The sequence below is a fragment of the Pseudogulbenkiania sp. MAI-1 genome, assembly GCF_000527175.1.
GTDB lineage: Bacteria > Pseudomonadota > Gammaproteobacteria > Burkholderiales > Chromobacteriaceae > Pseudogulbenkiania.
In genome coordinates, this window is sequence record NZ_AZUR01000001.1 from 3,778,074 (window position 1) to 3,800,267 (window position 22,194).

The following is a 22,194-nucleotide window of genomic DNA, read 5'->3' on the forward strand; positions in this document are numbered from 1 at the left end:
AAATTGAAGCTATTTTTGCCGCAAAGTGAGGGCTCTGGTGAATACGGCGCCTTGCAGAAAAGGGAATGGCAGCATGAGCAGCAGCGAACCGGGCGTCCCACTCTTGCTTTACGCTGCTGCCACACATCAGGGGAAGCACACAGTGACCACTACACTGGCGGCACTCAGAGAGCGTTCCTCAGTCGCCCTGCCTGTGTAAACGGTTTCTCATCCAAATAAGGCGTCGAGCCGCTCGATCAGCCGCTCGCTCGGCGAGTCACGCCACACCCCGCTACCTTCGGGAGTCAACCCGCGCAGGTAGAGGTAGCGCACGCCGCCGAAGCAGGCGGCAAAATCGACGCCGCGCGCCGCGAGGTAGCGCCTGAGCGCCACGCAGTAGAGCAGGTATTGCAGGTAATAGTGTTCGCGTGCCACCGAGGCGAGCAAGGCGTCACGGTGGTAGGCGGCGTCTTCGTGCCCGAGGTGGTTGGACTTGTAGTCGACCAGGTACCAGCGCCCGCCTGCCTCGCACACGAGATCGATGAAGCCCTTGAGGTAGCCCGCCACGGTGTAGAAATCGAGGCTGCGGGCGGCATCGCGCATGGGGTCGGCCAAGCCGTTGGCGGGGTCGGTCAGCACCCCGATCAGCGCCGCCACGTCGAGCCGTGCCACCGGCAGGGTGAACTCGAGTTCGACCAGGCGGCGGCCGGCCGGCACGTCGGCGAGGCGCACGCCGTCGTCGAGTGGCACCGTCAGCGTGCGGCGCAGCATGTCGAGCGCGGCGTCCTGCCAGTGCTCGGCGAAGCCGGCGCGTTCCAGTTGCTCGACGGCGGCGGCGCGCAGCGTTTCATCGTCCGCGGCGAAATCGATGCGTTCGAGTATGGCGTGCAGGCAGGTGCCGGCGCGCGCGCCGCGCGGGAAGGCGAAGCGGTCGAAGGCGGCGCTGTCGTCGTCGGCCAGGGCGAGCGCGCCGCGGTCGTGGTCGGGCGCTTCAGCCGGGACCGGGGCGGCGTGCGCACCGCCGGTGAGCGAGGTGAAGCTGGCCACGCGCCATGGGGTGTAGAGCTTGCGCGTGAAGGGCTGGGCGGCGAGCGCGGCGTCGGCGTGTTCGGGCGGAGGCAGGCGCAGCGTGAGCGGGCTGGCGTCGAGACGGCCGATCTCGCCCGCGTGCGCGGCGAGCAGCATTGCCAGATCGGCCTCCAGCGTGGCCGGGTTGAGGGCAAGCTGTTCCAGCTCGGGTAGGTTGCGGCTGTCGCGGCCGTGCAGCAGCCAGGACAGCGCCGCCGTGGCCATGCCCTGCACCCAGCCCCAGGCCAGGTACTGGCGGTACTGCGCCCGGGTCAGCGCCACATATAAGAGGCGCAGCTTTTCGGCCAGGGTTTCGCTGCGCGCCAGCAGGCGCACGTCGTCGTCGGCGACGCTGTCGGGCGCCAGCCACGAGGCGCCGTCGCGGCGGAAGCGCCAGAATGCGGGGTCCTTGGCGTCGAGCTTGCCGTCCCACAGGAAGGGGCAGAACACCACCGGGTATTGCAGCCCCTTGGAGGTGTGGATGGTAACGATCTTGACCAGCGCGGCGTCGCTCTCGAGCCGCAGCAGCGCCTCTTCGCCGCCGGGCGGATCGGCCACGCGGCCTTCGAACCAGGCCAACAGCGGCGCCATGCCCTGGCGCTCCTCACTCTCGCGTTGCAGCAGCTCGGCGAGGTGGGCGAGGTTGGTCAGGCGGCGCTCACCGTCGGGCAGCGGCAGCAGCCGTTCGGCCAACCGTTCGCGGCCGAAGAAGCCGCGCCAAGCTGCCATGAAACCGTGTTCGCGCCAGCGCCGGTGGTCCTCGGCGTTGGCGGCAAGTTGGGCTTCCCAGGCCGGTTCGTCGTCGACGCGCGCCAGCAATTGGGCGGCGTCGAGGCCGAACAGCTCACTGGCGAGCGCGCTCCTGAGCCTCCCCTCGCTGGCCGGTTCGGCCCAGGCGCGCAGCAAGGCCAGCAGGTCCTGCGCCTCGGCGCTGGCGAACACGCTTTCCTGGGTCAGCGCCACGCTGGCGACGCCGCGTTCGGACAGGGCTTGGCGCACGCGCTCGCCCTGGCGGTGGGTGGCGACCAGCACGGCGATGTCGCCGCCGACCAGAGGACGCTCCCGGTTCTCGGCGACCAGCCGCGCCCGCCCTTGCCCTGCCAGGGTCAAGAGGCGCACGATCTCGTCGGCGCTGGCCTCGGCCGCCGCGTCCATCGCCACTTGCTTGCTGGCGCCCTTGGCCGTGGCGGAGAAGTCCAGCCACTGGAAGGTGAGCGGCGCGCGTCCGTCGTCCACGTCCAGGCGCCAGCCGGAGGATGGTGCAGCGCGCACCGCCGGATAGTCGATGTCGGCCAGCACGAACGGCTTCTCGCGCGCGAACAGCGCATTCACCGCCGCCACCAGCGGCTCGGCCGAGCGGCGGTTGGTGTCGAGGGTGTAGTGGCGGCGGGCGTCGTCGCGGGCGCTGAGGTAGGCGAAGATGTCGGCGCCGCGGAAGCTGTAGATCGCCTGCTTGGGGTCGCCGACCAGGAACAGCGGGCAGTCGCGCCCGACAAAGCAGGCGCGGAAGATGCTGTATTGCACCGGGTCGGTGTCCTGGAATTCGTCGATCAGCGCCACCTTGAAGCTGCGCGCCACGTGCTCGGCCAGCAACGGGCCACTGTCCGGGTGTTCGAGCGCGGCGGCGAGGTCGGTCAGCAGGTCGTCGAAGCTGCGCGTGCGTTCGCTGGCGCGGCGGCGCGCCAGCTCGGCGTCGACCCAGGCGATCAGCTCCAGCTTGAGCGCGGCAACGTGCGCGGCGACGTTGGCCAGGTGCGCGTCCCAGGCGGCGAGCCAGACGGCCACGGCATCGAACAGCGGGTGTACCGGCGCGGCAAAGCCCTTCTTCATGCCCTTGGCCAGCGCGGGCGGGGTGAGCTTGTCGAGCTGTTTCTTGTCGTTTTTCGACAGCAGCGGCAGGCCGGCGTCAGCGGTCCATTGTTGCAGCCGGCGCACCAGCGTCTGCTGCTGCGCCGGGCCGTAGATATTGGCTTTGAAGCCCTCGGTGGCGCACAGCAGTTCGAGGCCGCCGCGGACCAGCTCGGTGTCGCCGGCCAGGCGTTGCCAGGCGGCGTCGGCTGCGGCGAGCGAGTCGGCCAGCGGCGTCAGCGCCGGCGCCAGGTTGCGCAGGTAGGGCTTGGCGAGGAAGGGGCGTACTTCGGCGAGCCAGCTGTCCGGGGTCTCGCCGGCTTCGGCCAGCACCCGCGCCAGCAGCGCGTCGGCCACCACGCGGCGACGCCAGAAGTCGTCCACCACCTCGGTCAGCCGGTCGGCGTCGTCGGCGATCAGTTCGGCGGTGAAGGTCTGCCCGCTTTCGAACGCGGCGTCGGTCAGCACGCGCTGGCAGAAGCCGTGGATGGTGTAGATGGCGGCGGCGTCGAAGCCGGTGATGGCGGCGGTGAGGCGCTGGCGTGCCAGCTCGCATGCGGCCGGTTCGGCGAAGCGCTGCGCCATGGCCAACAGGAAACCGTCGCGCGTCGGCGCGCCGTCGAGCACGGCGGCCAGCTCGGCCAGGCGATGGCGCAGCCGTTCGCGCAGCTCGGCGGTGGCGGCCTTGGTGTAGGTGACCACCAGGATCTGTTCGATCGAGGGCGGCGGCGCGTCGTCGCGCTCTTCCAGCAGCAGGCGGGTATAGAGCGCGGCGATGGTCCAGGTCTTGCCGGTGCCGGCCGAGGCTTCGATCAGGTTGACGCCGGTGAGCTCGCAGTGCAGCGCGTCGAGGGCCTGGGCGCTCATGCTTGGTCTCCTTCATCCGTGCCCAGCAGGCGTTCGGCCAGCGGCAGCAGCAGGGTGTCGGCCAGTTGCGCGAACAGCGGATCGGCCAGCGGGTCGAGATGGCGGAAGGCGAGACGGATCGCCGCTTCGTCCTTCTGCGGGGTCTTGCCGTCGTAGGCCGGGTCCCATTCCGCCAGCGCCTTGGCGAGCGCCGTCTCGGGCTGGTCGGGTTTCTCGGCCAGGCTCTTGGCGTAGGCCCAACTGGTGCGGGCGAAGAACGGCAGCGGCTGGCTCTGGCCCTGTTGCCAGCGGAGAAGCCACGGCCGCAGCAGCTCGGCGGCCTCGGGCTCGTCGCAGAGTTCGTGTACCCCTTCCTCGTCGTACAAGGCCGAGTATGGCGCCACCCCGGCCGGGCGCGCCGCGCACAGCACGAGGTGACTCAGCCACAGTTCGATCAGCTCACCGGCGTAGGCCTTGCGCGCCACCACGCGCAGCAGGCCGGCGTCGCGCAGGCCGGAAAGCTCGCCGACCAGCGTCACGCCGTCCAGCGTCAGTTCGATGCTCTCGGGCTCACGCAGCGGCTGCGCCAGTTCCGCCGGCAGGCGCCGGGCGAAGCGCACGCTGGCGGTAGTTTCCTCAGCGAGCCAGGCCTGCCCCAGCGCCGCCGGCGGCAGCAGGCCGGCGCCGACCAAGCGGTCCTTGACCGGGGCGAGCGGCTTGGCCGCCACCAGCGCACCGACCAGTTCGCGGCGCAGCGTTTCGCGCGTGTCGCGCTCGACGGTGAACGGCTCGCGCACCGGCACGTCCTCGGCGCTGCCGGCGAGCTTGACGCCGAGCCGGTCCGCCAGCCAGGCGCGCGCCGGGTGGCGCCAGAAGCGCAGCAGCTCGTCGAGGCGCAGCACCGTGGCGTCGCCGTCCGGCAGCGTCACGGCGAACGGCGCCGGGTCGTGGCGGGGGGCGGCGAGCGCGGCGGCGTAGCTCGGCTCGAAGCTGTGGCGGCGCGCGTCGCTGCCGTCGAAGGCGGCGCGCGCGAACGGCTGCAACGGGTGCTGCACCACCGCGATGGCGTGGCCGGCCATCTTGGCTAGGGTGTCGAGCAGTTCGGCCACCAGCGGCGACGGCGGCAGCGGCTCGTCGGTGCGCACCGAGCGCCCGACCCAGGACAAGTAGAGCGCCTCACGTGCCGACAGCAGCGCCTCGAGGAACAGGTAGCGGTCGTCGAAACGGCGCGAGCGGTCGCCACGGCGCGGGTGGCGCGCCACCAGGTCGAAGCTGACCGGGCGCTCGTCGCGCGGGTAGGCGCCGTCGTTCATGCCGATCAAGCACAGCACACGAAACGGGATCGAGCGCATCGGCACCATGGCGCAGAAGGTGACGCCGCCGGCGAGAAATCCGCTCGGGGCGGATAGCGTCAGGCGCCGCATCAGCCAGTCGCGCACCACCGCGAGCCCGACCGGAGCGTCGAAGGCGGCAAGCGCGGCATCGTCGGCGAGCTCGGCCAGGGCGTCGAACAGCAGCGTCAGCGCGGCCTCGCCGGCTTCGTCCACCGCGAACAGCGCCTCGACCGCCCCTTGCAGTCGCGTGCGCCACTCGGCCGGGCTGGCCGGTTCGGCCCAGGCGCGCGCGCAACCGTCGAGCACGTCGAATAGTTGGCCGAAGCGCGCCAGCGTCTCGGCCAGTTGCCCTTCCGCCCCGGCCGCCGGCAGCAGGCCGCCGAACAGCGGCGAGGCGTCGCCGGCCAGTGCCTGCGGCAGCACCGTGCCCAGTAGCAGGCGGTCGAGCCCCCAGCGCCAGGTGTAGAGCGGGTCGGCCGGCAGCCCGAGCGCCGCCTTGTGCGCGGCGTTGCGCCCCCAGCGGATGCCGGATTCGCGCACCCATTGCTGGATCAGCGGCACGTCGGCGTCGGTGAGGCCGAAGCGCGCCAGCAGCGCGTCGCAGTCCAACAGCGCCAGCACCGCGTCGGCGGCGAAGCGCGAGTCGGCGAGACGAAGCACAGCGGCGAAGGTGGCCAAGAGCGGCTCCTCGCGCTCGATGCGGCGGTCGGCAATGGTGTAGGGGATGTTGGGCGCGTCGTCGCGCGGGCCGAACACCGCGTCGATGTAGGGCGCGTAGGCGTTGATGTCCGGCGTCAGCACCGCCACGTCGGCCGGGGTCAGCGTCGGGTCGGCGACGAAGCGCGCCAAGAGGCGGTCCTTCAGCACTTCCAGTTCGCGCATGGGGCTGTGGACGGCATTGAGTTCGATCGAGCGGTCGCCGGGCGCCGGCGGTTCGGGCGCCGCGCCGGGCGGGGTCAGCGTCAGGATGTCGCGCTGCAGCCGCGTGAGCAGCGTGTCGCCATCCGGTTCGAGAAACAGCGGGTGGCCCTCGGGAATCTCCTCGGCGATCTGGTCGAAGAAGTCCCGTCCCTGCTTGCCGAGCGAGGCCAAGAGCGGGTGGTCGTCGTGCGCCTCCATGCCCTGCTGGAACAGCTTGAGCTGGCCGCGCGCGTCGACGATGTCGCCCCAGTAGGCCTCGCAGGGGTTGAGCAGGAACACGCAGACATCGGTCAGCGCCGCGAGCCGCTTGATCATCGCCAAATACATCGGCGCCAGGCTGGCGATGCCGAACAGGCTGACGCGCTCCGGCAGGTGTTCCGGGCGCAGGCCACCGAGGAAGTCGTCGAGCAGGCGCACGCGGTGGCGGCCGGGGTCGGCCTCGGCCAGCTGCCGCCACAGCGCCGCCTGCCACGCCTCATCCTCGCCCAGGTCCAATAGCTCGCCGCGCTCCCAGGCGCGGATCCAGTCGGGGCGGAACACCAGGTATTGGTCGAAGATGTCGGCGATCTTGCCGGCGAGCTCGAAGCCAGCCGCCTCGCCGCCCTCCAGGTAGCGCTCGAGCGGCGTGAACGGCGCGCCGTGCAAGGTCGGCAGCAGTTCCAGCAGCCGCCATTGCAGCACCTCGGGCGCGAACGACGACTTTCTCGGCAGCCCCGGCAGCACCGCCTGCATCAGGCGCCAGGCGAAGGCCGCCGGCAGCACGAAGTCGAGGTTGGCGGCGATGCCGGCGCGCCGCGCCAGTTCCAGCGTCAGCCAGCGCCCCATGCCGCGGCTCTGCACCAGCACCGTTTCCGGCTGGAACGGGTCGGACAGGGGCGCGGCACGGCTCATGCCGGTGAACAGTTCCCCCAGCGCTTCGAGGCGGTTGGACTGGTAGAGGTGCAGCATGGCGATGACGGATGCTTGGAAAAGAAGGCATTCAGTGTACCATCCGGGAACCGCTGCTCCGTCACTGCGTCACATCGCAGTCTTCGCCTTCGGGAACCATCATGCCGACGTACACCATCATCAAACACGCCCACATGGGCTGCGCCTACCTGTCCATCCTGCTGTTCACCGCGCGCGGCGCGCTGATGCTGGCGGATTCGCCGCTGCTGCAAGCCAGGCCGCTGCGCATCCTGCCGCACGTGATCGACACCCTGCTCTTGACGCTGGGCATCACGCTGGCCGTGCTCGCCCACTTCCTGCCCACCCAGCAGGACTGGCTGATGGCCAAGATCGTGCTGCTGTTGGTCTACATCGGGCTCGGCACCGTGGCGCTCAAGCGCGGGCGGACCAAGACCATCCGTACCACGGCCTTCGCCGCCGCGCTCGCCACCGTGTTGTGGATCGTGCTGATCGCCAAGACCAAGATGATCTGGCCGCTGTAATCCCCCGCTTCGGCCGATCCGAGCAGAAAGCTTGGCCGAAGCTTGACCCAGAGCAATGGCGGCCCCGCTCCACTCTGCTACTGTCCCCCGGTTTACGTTTCCTGGCGCAAACCGATCATGACCCTGCCCGAACTGGTCTGCCCCGCCGGCAGCCTGCCCGCCCTCAAGGCGGCGGTCGACAACGGTGCCGATACCGTCTACTTCGGCCTCAAGAACGACACCAACGCCCGCAACTTCGCCGGGCTCAACTTCGACGACAACAGCGCGCGCACCGGCATCGACTACGCCCGCGCGCGTGGCCGCAAGGTGCTGATGGCGATCAACACCTACGCCCAGGGCGGCAACGTGGCGCGCTGGCACCGCGCCGTGGACGAAGCCGCCGACCTCGGCGTCGACGCCGTGATCCTGGCCGACCTCGGCCTGATGGACTACGCCGTGCGCCGCCATCCCGACTTGCGCCTGCACCTGTCGGTGCAGGGCTCGGCCACCAATTACGAGGCGATCAACCTGGCGCGCGAGCTGTTCGGCATCCGCCGCGCGGTACTGCCGCGCGTGCTGACGCTCGATCAGGTGCGCCACGTCATCGAGCACACCGAGGTCGAGATCGAAGTGTTCGGCTTCGGCAGCCTGTGCGTGATGGTGGAAGGGCGCTGCCTGCTATCGTCCTACGCCACCGGCGAATCGCCCAACACCCACGGCGTGTGCTCGCCGGCCAAGTACGTGCGCTGGGAGCACGGCGACACCGCGCTCGACGCCCGTCTCAACGGCGTGCTGATCGACCAGTACGGCAAGGACGAGCCGGCCGGCTACCCGACGCTGTGCAAGGGCCGCTTCGACGTGCAGGGCGACACCTATTACGCGCTGGAAGAGCCGACCAGCCTCAACGTGCTGGCCATGCTGCCGCAGATCATCGACATCGGCGTGGCCGCGATCAAGGTCGAAGGCCGCCAGCGCAGCCCGGCCTACGTCGCCCAAGTGACGCGCACGCTGCGCGCCGCGCTCGACGCCGCCGGACGCGAGGGGCAGCGCTTCGGCGTGCGCCCGGCCTGGCAGCAGGAACTGGCCAAGATGTCCGAGGGCCAGCAGCAGACGCTGGGCGCCTACAACCGCCCGTGGAAATGAGGGAGCCGACCACCATGACCCCACTCAATCTCAAACTCACTCTCGGTCCCGTGCTGTTCTTCTGGTCGCGCGACGAGATCTTCACCTTCTATAGCGAAGCCGCCAGCTGGCCGGTTGATAGCATCTACCTGGGCGAAGTGGTGTGCTCGCGCCGCCAGCAGCTGCGCACCCAGGACTGGATCGGGCTCGCCCACGACCTGGCCGAGGCCGGCAAGGAAGCGGTGCTGTCGAGCCAGGCGCTCTTGGAGAGCGAATCCGACCTCAAGCGCCTGCGCAAGCTGATCGACAACGGCGTCGTGCGCATCGAGGCCAACGACCTCGGTGCGGCGCGGCTGGCGCGCGAACGCGGCGTGCCCTTCGTCGCCGGGCCGCACCTCAACGTCTACAACGGCGAGACGCTGGCGCTGATGCAGCGCCTCGGTGCCTATCGCTGGCTGCCGCCGGTGGAGATGGACCGCGCCACGCTGGCCGAAGTGCTGGAACACGCGCCGGCGATCGAAACCGAGGTGTTCGCCTGGGGCAAGCTGCCGCTGGCGTTCTCGGCGCGCTGCTTCACCGCGCGCCATTACAACCTGAGCAAGGACGACTGCCAGTTCCGCTGCCTGGACCACCCCGACGGCCTGACGCTGGCCACGCGCGAGGGACAGGACTTCCTCACCATCAACGGCATCCAGACCATGTCGGCCGGCTGCCAGTCGCTGCTGGCACACCTGCCGGCCATGGCCGCGGCCGGCGTGAACGCGGTCCGCATCAGCCCGCAGTCCGTCCATACCGCCGACGTGGTGCAGGCCTTCCGCGCCGTGATCGACGGCCAAGCCAGCGCCCGGCCGGCCCCGGCCGGCCTCGCCAACGACGGCACGCTGGTCGATGGCTACTGGCTGGGCCAGCCCGGCATCGTCAACTCGCAAGGAGCAGAACATGCGCGTGCCTGACCTGACCATCCCCACCCGCCTCGCCCGACTCTTGAGCAAGCTGCCGGCCACCCCGCCGGCCTGGCTGTTGGTGACCAGCCTCAACCAGCTGGTCAAGCGCGGCGTGCTGCCGGCCGACATGGAGCTGCTCTCCGGGCGCCGCTTCGAGGTGCGCCTCGTCGACGCCGGCGTCAGCCTGCGTTTTGCCGCCGACGCCCGCCGCTTCACGCTGGACCGCCAGCCCGGCGAGCCCGACCTGCGCCTGTCGGCCAGCGTCGCCGACTTCGCGCGCATGATGCTGCGCGAGGAAGACCCGGACACGCTGTTCTTCAACCGCAAGCTGGTGATTGAAGGCGACACCGAGCTGGGCCTGATCGTCAAGAACCTGCTCGACAGCGTCGACTGGCACGACACCCCGCTCGCCCGCTTCATGGCCGGCTGAGCCGCCCTCCCCGGCCCGGAAGACACCGTCCTGCGGCGGCGTCTTCCCGGGTGCATCCCCTCCTGAACCGGCCCGCTCGCCGGCCGGACAAAAACTATCACTGGTTAAAACGCATCGCCTTGCTATGCTCAAAGCATTCCCCGGTTCGTGAGGGGAGCCGCCACCGTGGGCGCGCCCTCTCTTCCCGGATCTGAACATGGCCACCAACGCAGGGCACACTGCGCGGCCCGGACAGGAGGTGCTCCATGCGTTTCCCGAAGCGACTGACCGGCCTGCTGCCCGACCCGGGGATGTTGCGCGGCATCCTGCTCCCCATCGGCCTGCTGTTCTTCCTGACGGCCGGCGGCTCGCTGCTGGTCGCCGAGCTGATCGCCCGCCAGGACCAAGACCTCGCCCGGCAGCGCTTCGATCACCAGGCCAACCAGATGGAAGCCGCCATCAGCGAACGCATGCAGTCCTACCAGCTGGTGCTCAACGGCGTGGTCGGCCTGTTCCAGGCGTCGGACGAGGTGAGCCGGCAAACATTCGACGACTATCTCGGCAACCTCAGGCTGGAGCAGCACTATCCCGGCATTCTGTCCGTCGGCTACGTCGACAAGCTCTCCGCGGCGGATCTGCCGTCCTACCAGAACCGCATGCAACGGGAACAACCGGGGTTCCAGCTGCACCCGGACACGCCACGCGCCGACTACACCGCGATCCGCTACCTCTATCCCCCGTCCAAGCGCAGCGTGCCGGTGCTGGGCCTGGACATGTCCACGGAAACGGCCCGGCGCACCGCCATGAACCGGGCACGCGACAGCGGCGAGCCGGCGATGACGGGCAAGGTCGCACTGATGCTGAAGAGCGAGCCCAAGGACGAGAACTCCTTCCTGATGTACTGGCCGCTGTACCGCAAGGACCACCCGGCCGATACCGTCGGCGAACGCCGCGCCGCGCTGGTCGGCTGGGTGTTTGCGGCCTTCCGCATCGATGACCTGATGCGGGGGATTTTCGGCGATGCGGCGCCGCAGCTCGACCTGCGCATCTATGACGGCAGCCGCCCCACCCCCGCCAGCCTGATGTTCAGTACCAGCCGGCAGAGCGTAGGCCTGTATCATGTGCAACGCCGCTATCGCCTGGATGGCCGTCAGTGGCTGCTGGACATTTCCAGCAACCCCGAGCTGGACCGCAGCGTGGCCAGCACCCGCTCTCTCTGGGTGATGGGACTGGGGGTGCTGGCCAGCCTGCTGCTGAGCGTGTTCATCGGCAGCATCCTGCTCGCCCGCCGCCGCGAAGCCGCCCTCAGCGCCGCCAGCGCGCTGGCCGCCAGGAAACGCGAGGAGCACTTCCGCGCCGTGATCCAGTCGGCGCCCAACGCCATGCTGGCGGTCGACCAGCAAGGCATCATCACCATGAGCAATCCGGCCGCGGTGCGCTATTTCGGCTACCAGCCGGCCGAATTGCAGGGCCAGACCATCGAGATGCTGCTGCCGCAGCGCTTCCGAGCCCATCACCCGATGCTGCGCCAGGCCTTCAAGGCCGATTCCAAGCCACGCCAGATGGGCGAGGGGCGCGAGCTGTTCGCCTTGTGCAAGGACGGGCGCGAGATTCCGGTCGAGATCGGGCTCAGCACCATGCTGACCGAGGCGGGAGTGCAGACCGTCTGCTCCATCATCGACATTTCCGAGCGCAAGCTGGCCGAGCAGCGCCTGCGCGAACAGGCCGAGCAGATCTCCCGCGCCAACCGCTACAAGACCGAATTCCTGGCGACGATGTCGCACGAACTGCGCACCCCGCTCAACAGCATCCTGATCCTGGCCGACCAGCTGGCGGAAAACCGCCAGGGCAACCTCACCGCCAAGCAGGTGGAACACGCCAACATCATCAACCGCTCCGGCAAGGACCTGCTGGCACTGATCAACGACATCCTCGACCTGTCCAAGATCGAGGCCGGGCGCATGACGCTCAACCGCGAGAAAGTGCAGGTCAGCGAGCTGATCACGACCCTGCGCCAGAACTTCCTGCCGGTGGCGGAAAACCGTCAGCTCGCGTTCCAGACCACCAAGGAAGAGAGCGCCAGCGACGTGGTGGTCACCGACTCCACCCGGCTGTTCCAGATCCTCAAGAACCTGCTGTCCAACGCCTTCAAGTTCACCGACCACGGCTCGGTGCACCTGCGCTTCTACCAGCCGCAGCGGGTGCCCGACGGGATGGACAGCCTGCCGCAACACACCCTGGCCATCGCCGTGACCGATACCGGCTGCGGCATGCCCGCCGACAAGCTGGACAGCATCTTCGAGGCCTTCGAGCAGCTCGAACAGGGCAGCAAACGGCAGTTCGGCGGCAGCGGCCTGGGGCTCAGCATCTCGCGCCAGCTGGCCCACCTGCTGGGCGGCACGATCGAGGTGCGCAGCGAACTCGGGGTGGGCAGCACCTTCGTGCTGTACCTGCCGGTGCATCCGGCCGGCGGCGGCGTGAAGGAAGTTCCCCCGCCCTCCGAACCGCACGTCGCCGTTCCCCCGGCCAAACCCGGCACCCGCAACGACGTGCTGATCGTCGAGGACGACCCGCAGTTCTCGCGCATCATCATGAACAAGGCGATGGAGTCGGGCTTCAAGACGCGGATCGCCGGCACCGGCCTCGAGGCCTTGCAGGAAATGCGCCAGCGCCCGCCCGCCGCCTTCATCCTGGACATCCTGCTGCCGGACATGAACGGCTGGGAGCTGCTGCGCCAGATCCGGGGCAACGCCACCACGCGCAGCGCCCCGGTCCACATCATTTCCTGTCTCGACCGCAGCGAGCTGTACGAACAGCTCGACATCCAGGACTACCTGGTCAAGCCGGTCGACCAGAGCACGCTGGCGCGGGTATTCCGTGAACTGCACGCCGAACTGGGCCATCGACCTGGACAGGTGCTGCTGGTCGAGGACAACCTCGTGGAACGCGAGCATTACCAAACGCTGATTGAGCAGCTGGGCGGCACGCCGCACTGCTGCGGCAATGTGATCGAAGCCAAGAACCTGCTGCTGCAGCAAACCTTCGCCTGCGCTGTCATCGACCTCAACCTGACCGACGGCAGCGGCTTCGAACTGCTGCAATGGATCGCCGAACAACCGGGGCTGCGACCGCTGCGCATCATCGTCAATACCGGCATGGATCTCGATCGCGACACGCTGCAGGCGATGCGCGAATACAGCGCCGTGGTGCTCAGCAAGGGCGCGGCCAACGAACAGCAGCTGTCGCACGCCATCCGCACCTTCCTCGACCAGGTGCCCGACCCGGAGGACATGCCCGCCGCCCCCAAACCGCCGCTGAACGAGCACGCCACGCTACTACTGGTCGACGACGACATCCGCAACATCTACGCCATGAGCAGCGTGCTGGAAGAACGCCACTACGACGTGCTGACGGCGATCAACGGCGAAGAGGCGCTCACCCTGATCGGGCAGAACCCCGATATCCGGCTGGTGCTGATGGACATGGCGATGCCGGTGCTGGACGGCTATGAAACGACCCGCCGCCTGCGCAATGAGCTGCACTTCGAGCGGCCGATCATCGCGGTGACCGCCTACGCGATGAAAGACGACAAGGCCAAATGCCTGCAGGCCGGCACCAACGACTACCTGCCCAAACCGGTGGACAGCAAGGAGCTGCTGAGGATGATCGACCAATGGCTCACGCAGAATTGACCGTCACCCCCTCCGACTCCGGCGGCCCGCCCACGTTCCAGGCCAAGTCCGAACGGCTGCCGGTGGTGTTGTCGATCGACGACAAGCCGGTCAATCTGCGCGTCATCGAGGTGGTGCTGGAGCCCCTCCCCTGCCAGGTGGTCTCGCTCGCCTCGGGCGAGGAGGCGCTCAAGTACCTGCTCACCCAGCCGGTGTCGGTCATCCTGCTCGACGTCTCCATGCCCGGCATGGACGGCTACGAAGTGGCCATGCTGATCCGCGGCCGGCGCCAGACCCGCAGCACCCCCATCCTGTTCATCACCGCGGCGATGTGCGAAGAGCAGGATATCCAGCGCGGCTATAGCTGCGGCGCCATCGACTACATGGTCAAGCCCTTCGATCCGCTGACGCTGCGCAGCAAGGTGCGCCTGCTGCTGGAGTACGACCAGCAGAAACGGCAGCTGTTGAGCGCCTACCAGCGGCTTGACGAACAGCGCGACTACTATCAGTCGCTCTTGAGCTCGGCCGGCGAGGGCGTCATCGGCATCGACCCCGATGGCATCGTCCGCTTCGCCAACCCCGCCACCCAGAGCCTGCTCGGCATGTCGGCCCAGCAACTGGTCGGCTACCCGGTGCAGAAGCTGTTTCGCCATGGCGAAGAAGAGGCGGACTGGAACAGCAGCCCGTTTGCCGCCGCCAGCCGCAACAACATCGAGGTGCTGCGGGAGGAAATTCTGCTCTACCCGCCCGACCGCCCCCCGCTGCCGGTCTCGCTGCGCTGCTCGCCGATGGGCGGGCAGCAGCAGGGGGTGGTGGTCATCTTCCGCGACATCCGCCAACAGCTGGAAACGGAGACCCGACTGCGCCAGCAGGCCCTGACCGACTACCTGACCGGCCTGCTCAACCGCAACGGCTTCGCCAACGCGCTGGAAAAGGCGCTCAGCCACGCCAAGCGCAGCCATCAAGGCCTGGCGCTGCTGTTCATCGATCTCGACCGCTTCAAGGAGATCAACGACAGCCTCGGCCACAAGGTCGGCGACCTCGTGCTGCAGCAGGTGGCGGAGCGGCTACGCAACAATCTGCGGCGGGAGGACCATATCGCCCGGCTGGGCGGAGACGAATTCACCATCATCCTGGAACAGCTCGACAACCCCGACCGCGCCGCCTACAGCGCCCAGCGCATCGTCACGGCGCTGGAACCGCCGCTCGTGATCGACGGCCTCGACATCCAGGTGCGCGCCAGCATCGGCATCGCCACCTATCCGGATTGCGGCCGCACCTTCACCAGCCTGGTCGAGGCCGCCGATGTGGCGATGTACCGCGCCAAGGAAGAAGGGCAGCACCGCTACCATTTCTTCACCACGGAAATGAACCAGCGCGTCCAGGAGCGGCTGCGCCGGGAACAGCAACTGCGCCAGGCGCTCTCCGAACACCAGCTGTTCTTGCTCTACCAGCCGCAGCTGGACCTGCACAACGGCCGGCTGGTCGGCATCGAGGCGCTGCTGCGCTGGCAGCCGCCGGGCCAGCCGGTGCAGACGGCGGGCACCTTCCTGCCGTTGCTGGAGGAAAGCGGCCTGATCGTGCCGTTCGGCGAGCACAGCTTCGAGCTGGCCTGCCGCCAGCGCGCGGCCTGGCAGACCGAGGGCTGGCTCGACGACGCCTGCCCGCTGTCGATCAACCTGTCGGCGCGTCAGCTGGCCGACGACAAGCTGCCCGACAAGCTGGAACACCTGCTGGAGCACCATGGCGTGGCACCGTCGCTGATCGAGCTGGAGTTCCACGAGGCGGCGCTGGACCAGAACAACCCCAAGGTCATCGACAACCTGCACCGCCTGGGCGCGCTGGGGCTGCGGCTGGCCCTGGACGACTTCGGCAGCGAGCTGGGCGAGCTGGCCATCCTGCGCCGCTTGCCGATCAGCACGCTGAAGATCGGCCAGGCACTCGTCAAGACGCTGGTCGATTCCCCCCGCGACCAGGCCATCATCTCCGCCACGGCGCAGCTCGCCCATGCGCTGGGCATCCGGCTGCTGGCCGCCGGGGTCGAGACGCTGGCCCAGCGCGACCTGCTCCAGGCGCTCGGCATCCATGCGGCGCAGGGCCACGCCATCTCCAGGCCGCTGACGCCGGGCGAGTTGGCCGCGCGGTTCGACCTGCGCTGAGGGCCGCTCAGACGCCCAGACGGTCGCGCATCCCGTAATACCACGCCCCCATCGTCAGCATCGGCACGCGGAACAGCCGTCCGCCGGGGAACGGGTAGTGCGGCAGCTCGGCGAAGGCGTCGAAGCGCTCGCTCTGGCCGCGGATCGCCTCCGACAGCAGGCGGCCGGCGAGGTGGGTGTAGGTCACGCCGTGGCCGCTGCAGCCTTGCGAATAGTAGATGTTGCTGCCGAGACGGCCGGCCTGTGGCAGGCGCGACAGCGTCAGCGAAAAATTGCCGGTCCAGCCGAACTCGATCTTGACGTCTTCCAGCTGCGGGAAGGTCTTGAGCATCTTGGGGCGGATCAGCCGCACGATCTCGCCCGGATCGCGCGCACCGTACACCGTGCCGCCGCCATACAACAGGCGCTTGTCGGCGGTCAGCCGGTAGTAGTCGAGCAGGAAGTTGCAGTCCTCCACGCAGTGATCCCCCGGCAGCAGCGAGCGCGCCAGCTCGGTCGGCAGCCGCTCGGTGGTGATCACCTGGGTGCCGCACGGCAGCGTTTTCTCGGCCAGCTCCGGCAGCAGGTTGCCGAGGTAGGCGTTGCCGGCCACGATCACGAAACGGGCCGTCACCCGCCCCTGGGCGGTGCGCACCACCGCCGGTTCGCTCCGCTCGACGCTCAGCACCGGCGACTGCTCGAAGATCTGCCCTCCCAGCGACTCCAGCGCCGCCGCCTCGCCCAGCGCCAGGTTGAGCGGGTGGAGATGGCCGCCCCAGCTGTCGAGCAGGGCGCCGACGTAGCGGTCGGAACCCACAATGTCCTTCATGCCGGCCTGGTCGATGAGCTGAAGTCCGGTGTGGCCGAAGCGCTCCCACAAGGCCTTCTTGGCCTCCAGCTCGGCGAGCTGCTTGCCGGTCAGCGCGGCGAACACGTTGCCGTCCTTCAGGTCGCACTGGATGCCGTACTTGGCCACCCGCTCGCGGATGATCCGGCCGCCCTCGAACGCCATGCTCCCCAGCGCGGCGGCGGCCTCCCGGCCGTGGCGCCGTTCGATCACGTCCATGTCGCGGCTGTAGCTGTTGACGATCTGCCCGCCGTTGCGGCCGGAAGCCCCCCAGCCGACCCGCGCCGCTTCCAGCACGATGACGCGGTAGCCGTGCTCGGCCAGATGCAGCGCCGACGACAGCCCGGTATAGCCCGCCCCGATCACGCACACGTCGCAGTGGAGCGCCTCTTGCAATGCGGGACGGTCCGGCGTCGGATTGCGCGAGGCGGCGTAGTAGGACTGGGTATGTTCGAGAGGGCGGTCCATGGTTCACCTGTGACGGTCGGTTTGCCGGCAGACGGATAAGGGAAGCCTGCTTGGCTGCACGATACACACGTCCAAAATACTCGACAATCGTGGCAAGCCAGGCAACACAGGTACGAAAAAGCCCGGTGCGTGCCGGGCTTCTGATCGGGTGCAGGCAAGGTCTTAGCGCTGCGCGGCCTCGCGCTTTGCGGTCAGGTCCAAACCCGGCAAATCGGCGACGATGTCCGGGTGGCTGGCCAGCTTCTCGGCGACGTAGTCGACGAACACCCGGGTACGCGGCGCGATGTGCTCGCGGTGCGGGAAACAGATGTAGATCGAGCGCTCCAGCGAGATGAAGTCGGTCAGCACCGCCTCCAGCTCGCCGCTGCGCAGATACGGCATCGCCTCGTGCCCAGGCACCTGCGCCACGCCGAAACCCAGGCGCGCCATTTCGCACACCGCCTCGATGTCGTTCAGCGTGTAGATGCCGTTGACTTCCAGCGGGATGCGTTCGCCCTCGCGCTCGAACTCCCACTTGCACAGCCGGCCCGAGGTCGGGAACTGGTAGTTGATGCAGTTGTGGCCGGCCAGGTCGTCCGGCTTTTGCGGACGGCCGTGCTTGGCCCAGTAGTCGGGGGTCGCCACCGTATACAAGGGCAGCTGCGCCAGGTGGCGCGCCGACAGCCGCGAATCGGGCATCATGCCGACGCGCACGCCGACGTCGTAACCGTCCTCGATCAGGTCGCTGAAGTGGTCGTCGAGGCCGAAGAACACCCGGATCTTGGGATGGCGCTGGCAGAACTCGCCCATCAGCGGCAGGATGAAGTGCCGGCCGAAGGAGTTGGGCAGGCTGATGCGCAGGTGCCCCGCCGGCTCGTCGCGGCTCGCCTTGAGCTGGTTGATCGCCGCATCCAGGTTGTTGACCGGCCCGCGGCATTGCGCGTAGAAGCGCCGGCCGTCCTCGGTCAGCGTCAGCTGGCGCGTGGTGCGGTTGAACAGGCGGACTTCCAGCTCCTGTTCCAGCCGGGCGATGCTCTGGCTGATGGCGGCGGGAGAAACGCCAAGCTTGCGCGCGGCGTCGGAAAAACTGCCGTTTTCGGCGGTGGTCATAAAGACCATCAGTGCCTTCAAGGTATCCATGCGCTGCGGATTCCATGGTGTCGCCGGCCCCCGCTAGCCCCGAGCGGGATCGTCCGGCATGGGTGTCAGGGGCTGACAAAATTAATATTAGTTGTCTTTAAAAAGGTTACACCATTCTTTGAAAACAATGAAGATTGAAATGAATTGTGCCAACTCAAGACCCGAAGGCCGCGGCTGCGCTAAGCTTTCGCCATGAGATTCTTCCGCCCCTTCCTGCTGGTGCTGCTGACCGTCTGGCTGGCGCTGCCGCTGGTTGCACCAGCGCAAAGCGCCACGCCGCCGAGCTGCCACGGCCCCAACGCGCCGCGCTATCTGTCGGCCGATGACGCCGGCTGTGCGCCCCGGGCGATGCCGGCCGGCATGGCAGCTTGCTGTCATTTTTATGCAACAACTTCTCATGCCAATGTCGGAGACCCGCCGCTGGCACCGCTGGCGGCGGTACAAGTGGGGCATGAGCCGGACGGACAGCCACAGTACATCCCGCCGGTGGCGACCCGCCCTCCTCCCGCCTGAACCTGGTTTCTTGAACATGCCAAGGCCGACAACCGGCCAGCCCTCTTAACTGTCATTTGCCAGGATCGACCATGAAAAACCTGAAACGACTCGCCACGATCGGCGCCCTGCTTCTCTCCGGCCACGCCCTGGCTGCCCAGGGCACGCTGTACAAGGACCCCAACTGCGGCTGCTGCACCGCCTGGGCCGACCACCTCAAAGCCAAGGGCATCACGCTGCAGACAGAGCCGAGCCGCGAACTCGCCAGCGTGCGTTCGCGCCTGGGCGTGCCGTCCGACCTGGGCGCCTGCCATACCGCCCGCATCGACGGCTACACCTTCGAGGGCCACGTGCCGGCCGACCTGGTGCAGAAGGTGCTGCGCGACAAGCCGAAGAACCTCGCCGGCCTCGCCGTACCGGGCATGCCGCCGGGCAGCCCGGGCATGGAAGGCATGGGCAAGGTGGCCTACAAGGTGTACGCCTTCGACAAGGCGGGGAAGCGCTTCGTCTACGCCGAGCGCTGAGGCCCGTTCGCGCCCGGCTGTAGGATGGGTGAAGGCACTCAATGCCGGAACCCATCGATTTGCCTAGGCGGTGATGGGTTGCGCTTCGCTCCACCCATCCTACGACGCAGGCTCCACCTCAAAAAGGCACAGCATGCTGTGCTTTTTCACATTCAAAACACAACATGCTGCGTTTTGACGCTTGATCCAGGTCAAGGGTTCGGAGCTTCGTCCACCCGAGCGTCATCCCACCAGTTATAGTGCATCTCAACATAACAAACACCATATGTTGAGCCATGACTGAAGCAACCCGCCTGTCCGCCCATCCCCTCGCCCCGGTCGACGCCGTCGCCGCCATCGACGAATACCTGAGCCGCGCCGACTGGCGCGTGCAAGCCAACGCCAACCAGGGCTATTCGCTGGGCGGGCTGATCCTGAACGTGGCCGGCAAGGTGACCGCCAACTACTGGCTCGCCAAGGTATTCAGCGCCGAGGCCGCCACGGCGCACCGCGAGGGGGATTTCCACATCCACGATCTGGACATGCTGTCCGGCTACTGCGCCGGCTGGTCGCTGCGCACCTTGCTGCAGACCGGCTTCAACGGCGTGCCGGGCAAGGTGGAATCGCAGCCACCGCGCCACCTGTCGTCGGCCTGCGGCCAGATCGTCAACTTTCTGGGCACCTTGCAGAACGAGTGGGCCGGGGCGCAGGCGTTCAGCTCCTTCGACACCTACCTCGCTCCGTTCGTGAAAAAAGACGATCTCTCCTACGAGCAGGTCAAGCAGTGCATCCAGGAGCTGATCTACAACCTCAACGTGCCGAGCCGCTGGGGCACGCAGACACCGTTCACCAACCTAACCTTCGACTGGGTATGCCCGGAGGACCTGGCCGCGCAGATCCCGGTGATCGGCGGCGAGGAAATGCCGTTCACTTACGGAGACTGCGCACGCGAGATGGCGCTGATCAACCGCGCCTACATCGAGGTGATGCTGGAGGGCGACGCCAAGGGCCGGGTGTTCACCTTCCCGATCCCGACCTACAACATCACCAAGGATTTCGACTGGTACGGCGAGAACACCGATCTGCTGTTCGCGATGACCGCCAAGTACGGCCTGCCCTACTTCCAGAACTTCGTGAACTCTGACCTCGAGCCGCACATGGTGCGCAGCATGTGCTGCCGCCTACAGCTCGACCTGCGTGAGCTGCTGAAACGCGGCAACGGCCTGTTCGGCAGCGCCGAGCAGACCGGCTCGGTGGGCGTGGTGACGCTCAACTGCGCTCGCCTGGGCTACCGCTTCAAGAATGACCTGCCCGGCCTGTTGGCAGAAACCGACCGCCTGATGGAACTGGCACGCGACACCCTGGAGGCGAAGCGCCGCGTGGTGCAGGAACTGATCGACGCCGGGCTCTATCCCTACACCAAGCGCTTCCTGGGCTCGCTGCGCAACCACTTCAGCACCATCGGTGTGAACGGCATCAACGAGATGATCCGCAACTTCACCGCCGACCGCGAGGACATCACCAGCGTCTGGGGGCACGACTTCGCCAGCCGCTACCTCGATCACATCCGCGAGCAGATGCTGGCCTTCCAGGAGCAGACCGGCCACCTCTACAACCTGGAGGCGACGCCGGCCGAGGGCACCACCTACCGCTTCGCCAAGGAGGACAGGAAGCGCTTTGCCGACATCCTGCAGGCCGGCACGGCCGAGCAGCCCTACTACACCAATTCGAGCCAGCTGCCGGTGGGCTTCACCGACGACCCGTTCGAGGCGCTGACGCGGCAGGAGGCGTTGCAGCGCAAGTACACCGGCGGCACCGTGCTGCACCTCTACATGACCGAGGCGGTGTCGAGCCCGGAGGCCTGCCGCCAGTTGGTGAAGCGCGCGCTGGCGGGGTTCCGCCTGCCCTACATCACCATCACGCCGACCTTCTCGATCTGCCCGACGCACGGCTACCTGTCCGGCCACCACGAGTTCTGCCCGCGCTGCGACGCGGAATTGTTGGCCGAGAAACGGCGCAGGCAGGGCTAAGACTGGGCGATGGGTTGCGCTTCGCTCCAGCCATCCTACTTATCTACCGACTCAGGCTCCGGGGGTTCTCGCCCCCGATCTTTTCACCCAGAAGAAAGGCAACACCATGAGCAATCTGTCCGAACAACGCCACCTCGACATCGTACTGGACGACAGCGAGCGCACCCGCTGCGAGGTGTGGACCCGCGTGATGGGCTACCACCGTCCGGTGGCCGCGTTCAACATCGGCAAGCAGGGCGAGTTCAACGAGCGCCTGCACTTCGATGAGCGCCAAGCCGGTTGAGGCGGCGCGCATCGGCGGGCTGGAGCCGTTCTCGGCCTGTGACTGGCCGGGCAAGCTGGTCGCCGTAGTGTTTCTCGCCGGCTGCCCGTGGCGCTGCGGCTACTGCCACAACCCGCAGCTGTGGCGGCGCAGTGACGGCCAGGCCGACTGGCCGGCGCTGCGCGACTGGCTGGAGAGCCGTCGCGGCCTGCTCGACGGCGTGGTGTTCTCCGGCGGCGAACCGCTGACCGAGACCGCGCTGCCGGCGCTGCTGGCCGAGGTGCGCGAGCTCGGTTTCGCCACCGGTCTGCACAGCGGCGGGGCGTATCCCGCCCGGCTCGCCGCCGCCCTGCCCTTGCTCGACTGGGTGGGCTTCGACGTCAAGACGGCATGGGACCGTTACGACGCGCTCACCGGCGTGCCCGGCAGCGGCCACGCCGCGCGGCGCAGCCTTGACCTCTTGCTTACCAGCGGCGTGGCCTACGAGTGCCGCACCTCGATCCACCCGCACTGGCACGACGAGGCCGAGCTGGCGCGGCTGGCTGACGACTTGGCGGCATGCGGCGTGCGCCACTACCGCTGGCAGGCGATCCGTCCGCCCGCGCCCCTACCGACGCCGTCGCCACCCGGCTGGCCGGGTAACCAGCATGACGTAGCGTTGAGGTTTGCGGATTTCACCTTCCGCCAGCATTGAAAACGGGGAGAACACGGCAGCGCCGGCCCTTCCTTGACTGCGGTCAAAGCTCCAGCGCGCCGCCTCCCTACAATGGAAGCCTTTCCCCGC

General features: G+C 68.1%; 15 protein-coding genes. 11 read left to right on the forward strand and 4 right to left on the reverse strand.

Going from position 1 to position 22,194, the window contains the following annotated elements:
* Positions 1 to 207 precede the first annotated feature (207 nt).
* Positions 208 to 3,762, reverse strand: coding sequence for an exodeoxyribonuclease V subunit beta (gene recB / locus PSEMAI1_RS0117725; RefSeq protein ID WP_024304153.1), 3,555 nt, complete (start codon positions 3,760 to 3,762; stop codon positions 208 to 210).
* Positions 3,759 to 6,944 (reverse strand): exodeoxyribonuclease V subunit gamma, encoded by a 3,186-nt coding sequence (gene recC, locus PSEMAI1_RS0117730; protein WP_024304154.1) that lies wholly within the window; start codon positions 6,942 to 6,944, stop codon positions 3,759 to 3,761. The genes recB and recC overlap by 4 nt, the downstream gene beginning before the upstream one ends.
* 101 nt (positions 6,945 to 7,045) lie before the next feature.
* Between recC and PSEMAI1_RS0117735 the strand changes: the two genes are divergently transcribed.
* The 6 genes from PSEMAI1_RS0117735 (at position 7,046) to PSEMAI1_RS0117760 (ending at position 15,710) form a co-directional block, all read left to right on the forward strand.
* On the forward strand, positions 7,046 to 7,426 hold the full coding sequence (locus PSEMAI1_RS0117735) for a SirB2 family protein (protein ID WP_024304155.1): 381 nt from the start codon (positions 7,046 to 7,048) through the stop codon (positions 7,424 to 7,426).
* A 114-nt stretch (positions 7,427 to 7,540) separates the two neighbouring features.
* A complete protein-coding gene (locus PSEMAI1_RS0117740) occupies positions 7,541 to 8,548 on the forward strand; it encodes a peptidase U32 family protein (RefSeq protein WP_156943200.1) in 1,008 nt (335 codons plus the stop codon).
* A 14-nt stretch (positions 8,549 to 8,562) separates the two neighbouring features.
* Positions 8,563 to 9,480 carry a U32 family peptidase gene (locus PSEMAI1_RS0117745; RefSeq protein ID WP_024304157.1) on the forward strand — a complete coding sequence of 306 codons (918 nt, stop codon included), beginning with the start codon at positions 8,563 to 8,565 and terminating at the stop codon, positions 9,478 to 9,480.
* Positions 9,467 to 9,901, forward strand: a complete 435-nt coding sequence (locus PSEMAI1_RS0117750; protein ID WP_024304158.1) for an SCP2 domain-containing protein — start codon at positions 9,467 to 9,469, stop codon at positions 9,899 to 9,901. The genes PSEMAI1_RS0117745 and PSEMAI1_RS0117750 overlap by 14 nt, the downstream gene beginning before the upstream one ends.
* Before the next feature lie 245 nt (positions 9,902 to 10,146).
* Entirely contained in the window at positions 10,147 to 13,572 is a 3,426-nt protein-coding gene (locus tag PSEMAI1_RS0117755) for a CHASE domain-containing protein (RefSeq protein ID WP_024304159.1), read from the forward strand.
* On the forward strand, positions 13,554 to 15,710 hold the full coding sequence (locus tag PSEMAI1_RS0117760; RefSeq protein WP_024304160.1) for an EAL domain-containing protein: 2,157 nt from the start codon (positions 13,554 to 13,556) through the stop codon (positions 15,708 to 15,710). Before PSEMAI1_RS0117755 ends, PSEMAI1_RS0117760 begins: the two co-directional genes overlap by 19 nt.
* Before the next feature lie 7 nt (positions 15,711 to 15,717).
* On the opposite strand, the gene PSEMAI1_RS0117765 is transcribed toward PSEMAI1_RS0117760, so the two are convergent.
* Together PSEMAI1_RS0117765 and PSEMAI1_RS0117770 are read right to left on the reverse strand one after the other, a co-directional pair.
* The gene (locus PSEMAI1_RS0117765) at positions 15,718 to 17,004 is read right to left on the reverse strand and encodes an FAD-binding oxidoreductase (RefSeq protein WP_024304161.1); all 1,287 of its coding nucleotides are present in this window, start codon (positions 17,002 to 17,004) and stop codon (positions 15,718 to 15,720) included.
* Between the two features lie 162 nt (positions 17,005 to 17,166).
* On the reverse strand, positions 17,167 to 18,123 hold the full coding sequence (locus PSEMAI1_RS0117770; protein WP_024304162.1) for a LysR family transcriptional regulator: 957 nt from the start codon (positions 18,121 to 18,123) through the stop codon (positions 17,167 to 17,169).
* Between the two features lie 192 nt (positions 18,124 to 18,315).
* Here PSEMAI1_RS0117770 and PSEMAI1_RS21905 point away from each other — a divergent pair, with 192 nt between their 5' ends.
* The 5 genes from PSEMAI1_RS21905 (at position 18,316) to PSEMAI1_RS0117790 (ending at position 22,104) form a co-directional block, all read left to right on the forward strand.
* Positions 18,316 to 18,636, forward strand: a complete 321-nt coding sequence (locus tag PSEMAI1_RS21905) for a hypothetical protein (RefSeq protein ID WP_156943167.1) — start codon at positions 18,316 to 18,318, stop codon at positions 18,634 to 18,636.
* A gap of 71 nt (positions 18,637 to 18,707) precedes the next feature.
* A complete protein-coding gene (locus tag PSEMAI1_RS0117775) occupies positions 18,708 to 19,139 on the forward strand; it encodes a DUF411 domain-containing protein (protein WP_024304163.1) in 432 nt (143 codons plus the stop codon).
* 275 nt (positions 19,140 to 19,414) lie between these two features.
* Positions 19,415 to 21,148, forward strand: a complete 1,734-nt coding sequence (locus PSEMAI1_RS0117780; RefSeq protein ID WP_024304164.1) for a ribonucleoside triphosphate reductase — start codon at positions 19,415 to 19,417, stop codon at positions 21,146 to 21,148.
* 106 nt (positions 21,149 to 21,254) lie between these two features.
* The gene (nrdD, locus tag PSEMAI1_RS21910; RefSeq protein WP_024304165.1) at positions 21,255 to 21,431 is read left to right on the forward strand and encodes an anaerobic ribonucleoside-triphosphate reductase; all 177 of its coding nucleotides are present in this window, start codon (positions 21,255 to 21,257) and stop codon (positions 21,429 to 21,431) included.
* The gene (locus PSEMAI1_RS0117790; protein ID WP_024304166.1) at positions 21,412 to 22,104 is read left to right on the forward strand and encodes an anaerobic ribonucleoside-triphosphate reductase activating protein; all 693 of its coding nucleotides are present in this window, start codon (positions 21,412 to 21,414) and stop codon (positions 22,102 to 22,104) included. Before nrdD ends, PSEMAI1_RS0117790 begins: the two co-directional genes overlap by 20 nt.
* The last annotated feature ends 90 nt before the right edge of the window (positions 22,105 to 22,194 follow it).

What these genes read in the sequence shown, in the direction of transcription:
- PSEMAI1_RS0117765 (WP_024304161.1), bottom strand. Translation starts at nt 17,004, where the DNA reads ATGGACCGCCCTCTCGAACATACCCAGTCCTACTACGCCGCCTCGCGC.
- PSEMAI1_RS0117750 (WP_024304158.1), top strand. Translation starts at nt 9,467, where the DNA reads ATGCGCGTGCCTGACCTGACCATCCCCACCCGCCTCGCCCGACTCTTG.
- PSEMAI1_RS0117775 (WP_024304163.1), top strand. Translation starts at nt 18,708, where the DNA reads ATGAAAAACCTGAAACGACTCGCCACGATCGGCGCCCTGCTTCTCTCC.
- recB (WP_024304153.1), bottom strand. Translation starts at nt 3,762, where the DNA reads ATGAGCGCCCAGGCCCTCGACGCGCTGCACTGCGAGCTCACCGGCGTC.
- PSEMAI1_RS0117755 (WP_024304159.1), top strand. Translation starts at nt 10,147, where the DNA reads ATGCGTTTCCCGAAGCGACTGACCGGCCTGCTGCCCGACCCGGGGATG.
- PSEMAI1_RS0117760 (WP_024304160.1), top strand. Translation starts at nt 13,554, where the DNA reads ATGGCTCACGCAGAATTGACCGTCACCCCCTCCGACTCCGGCGGCCCG.
- PSEMAI1_RS0117780 (WP_024304164.1), top strand. Translation starts at nt 19,415, where the DNA reads ATGACTGAAGCAACCCGCCTGTCCGCCCATCCCCTCGCCCCGGTCGAC.
- PSEMAI1_RS0117735 (WP_024304155.1), top strand. Translation starts at nt 7,046, where the DNA reads ATGCCGACGTACACCATCATCAAACACGCCCACATGGGCTGCGCCTAC.
- PSEMAI1_RS0117790 (WP_024304166.1), top strand. Translation starts at nt 21,412, where the DNA reads ATGAGCGCCAAGCCGGTTGAGGCGGCGCGCATCGGCGGGCTGGAGCCG.
- PSEMAI1_RS21905 (WP_156943167.1), top strand. Translation starts at nt 18,316, where the DNA reads ATGAGATTCTTCCGCCCCTTCCTGCTGGTGCTGCTGACCGTCTGGCTG.
- recC (WP_024304154.1), bottom strand. Translation starts at nt 6,944, where the DNA reads ATGCTGCACCTCTACCAGTCCAACCGCCTCGAAGCGCTGGGGGAACTG.
- PSEMAI1_RS0117745 (WP_024304157.1), top strand. Translation starts at nt 8,563, where the DNA reads ATGACCCCACTCAATCTCAAACTCACTCTCGGTCCCGTGCTGTTCTTC.
- nrdD (WP_024304165.1), top strand. Translation starts at nt 21,255, where the DNA reads ATGAGCAATCTGTCCGAACAACGCCACCTCGACATCGTACTGGACGAC.
- PSEMAI1_RS0117770 (WP_024304162.1), bottom strand. Translation starts at nt 18,123, where the DNA reads ATGGATACCTTGAAGGCACTGATGGTCTTTATGACCACCGCCGAAAAC.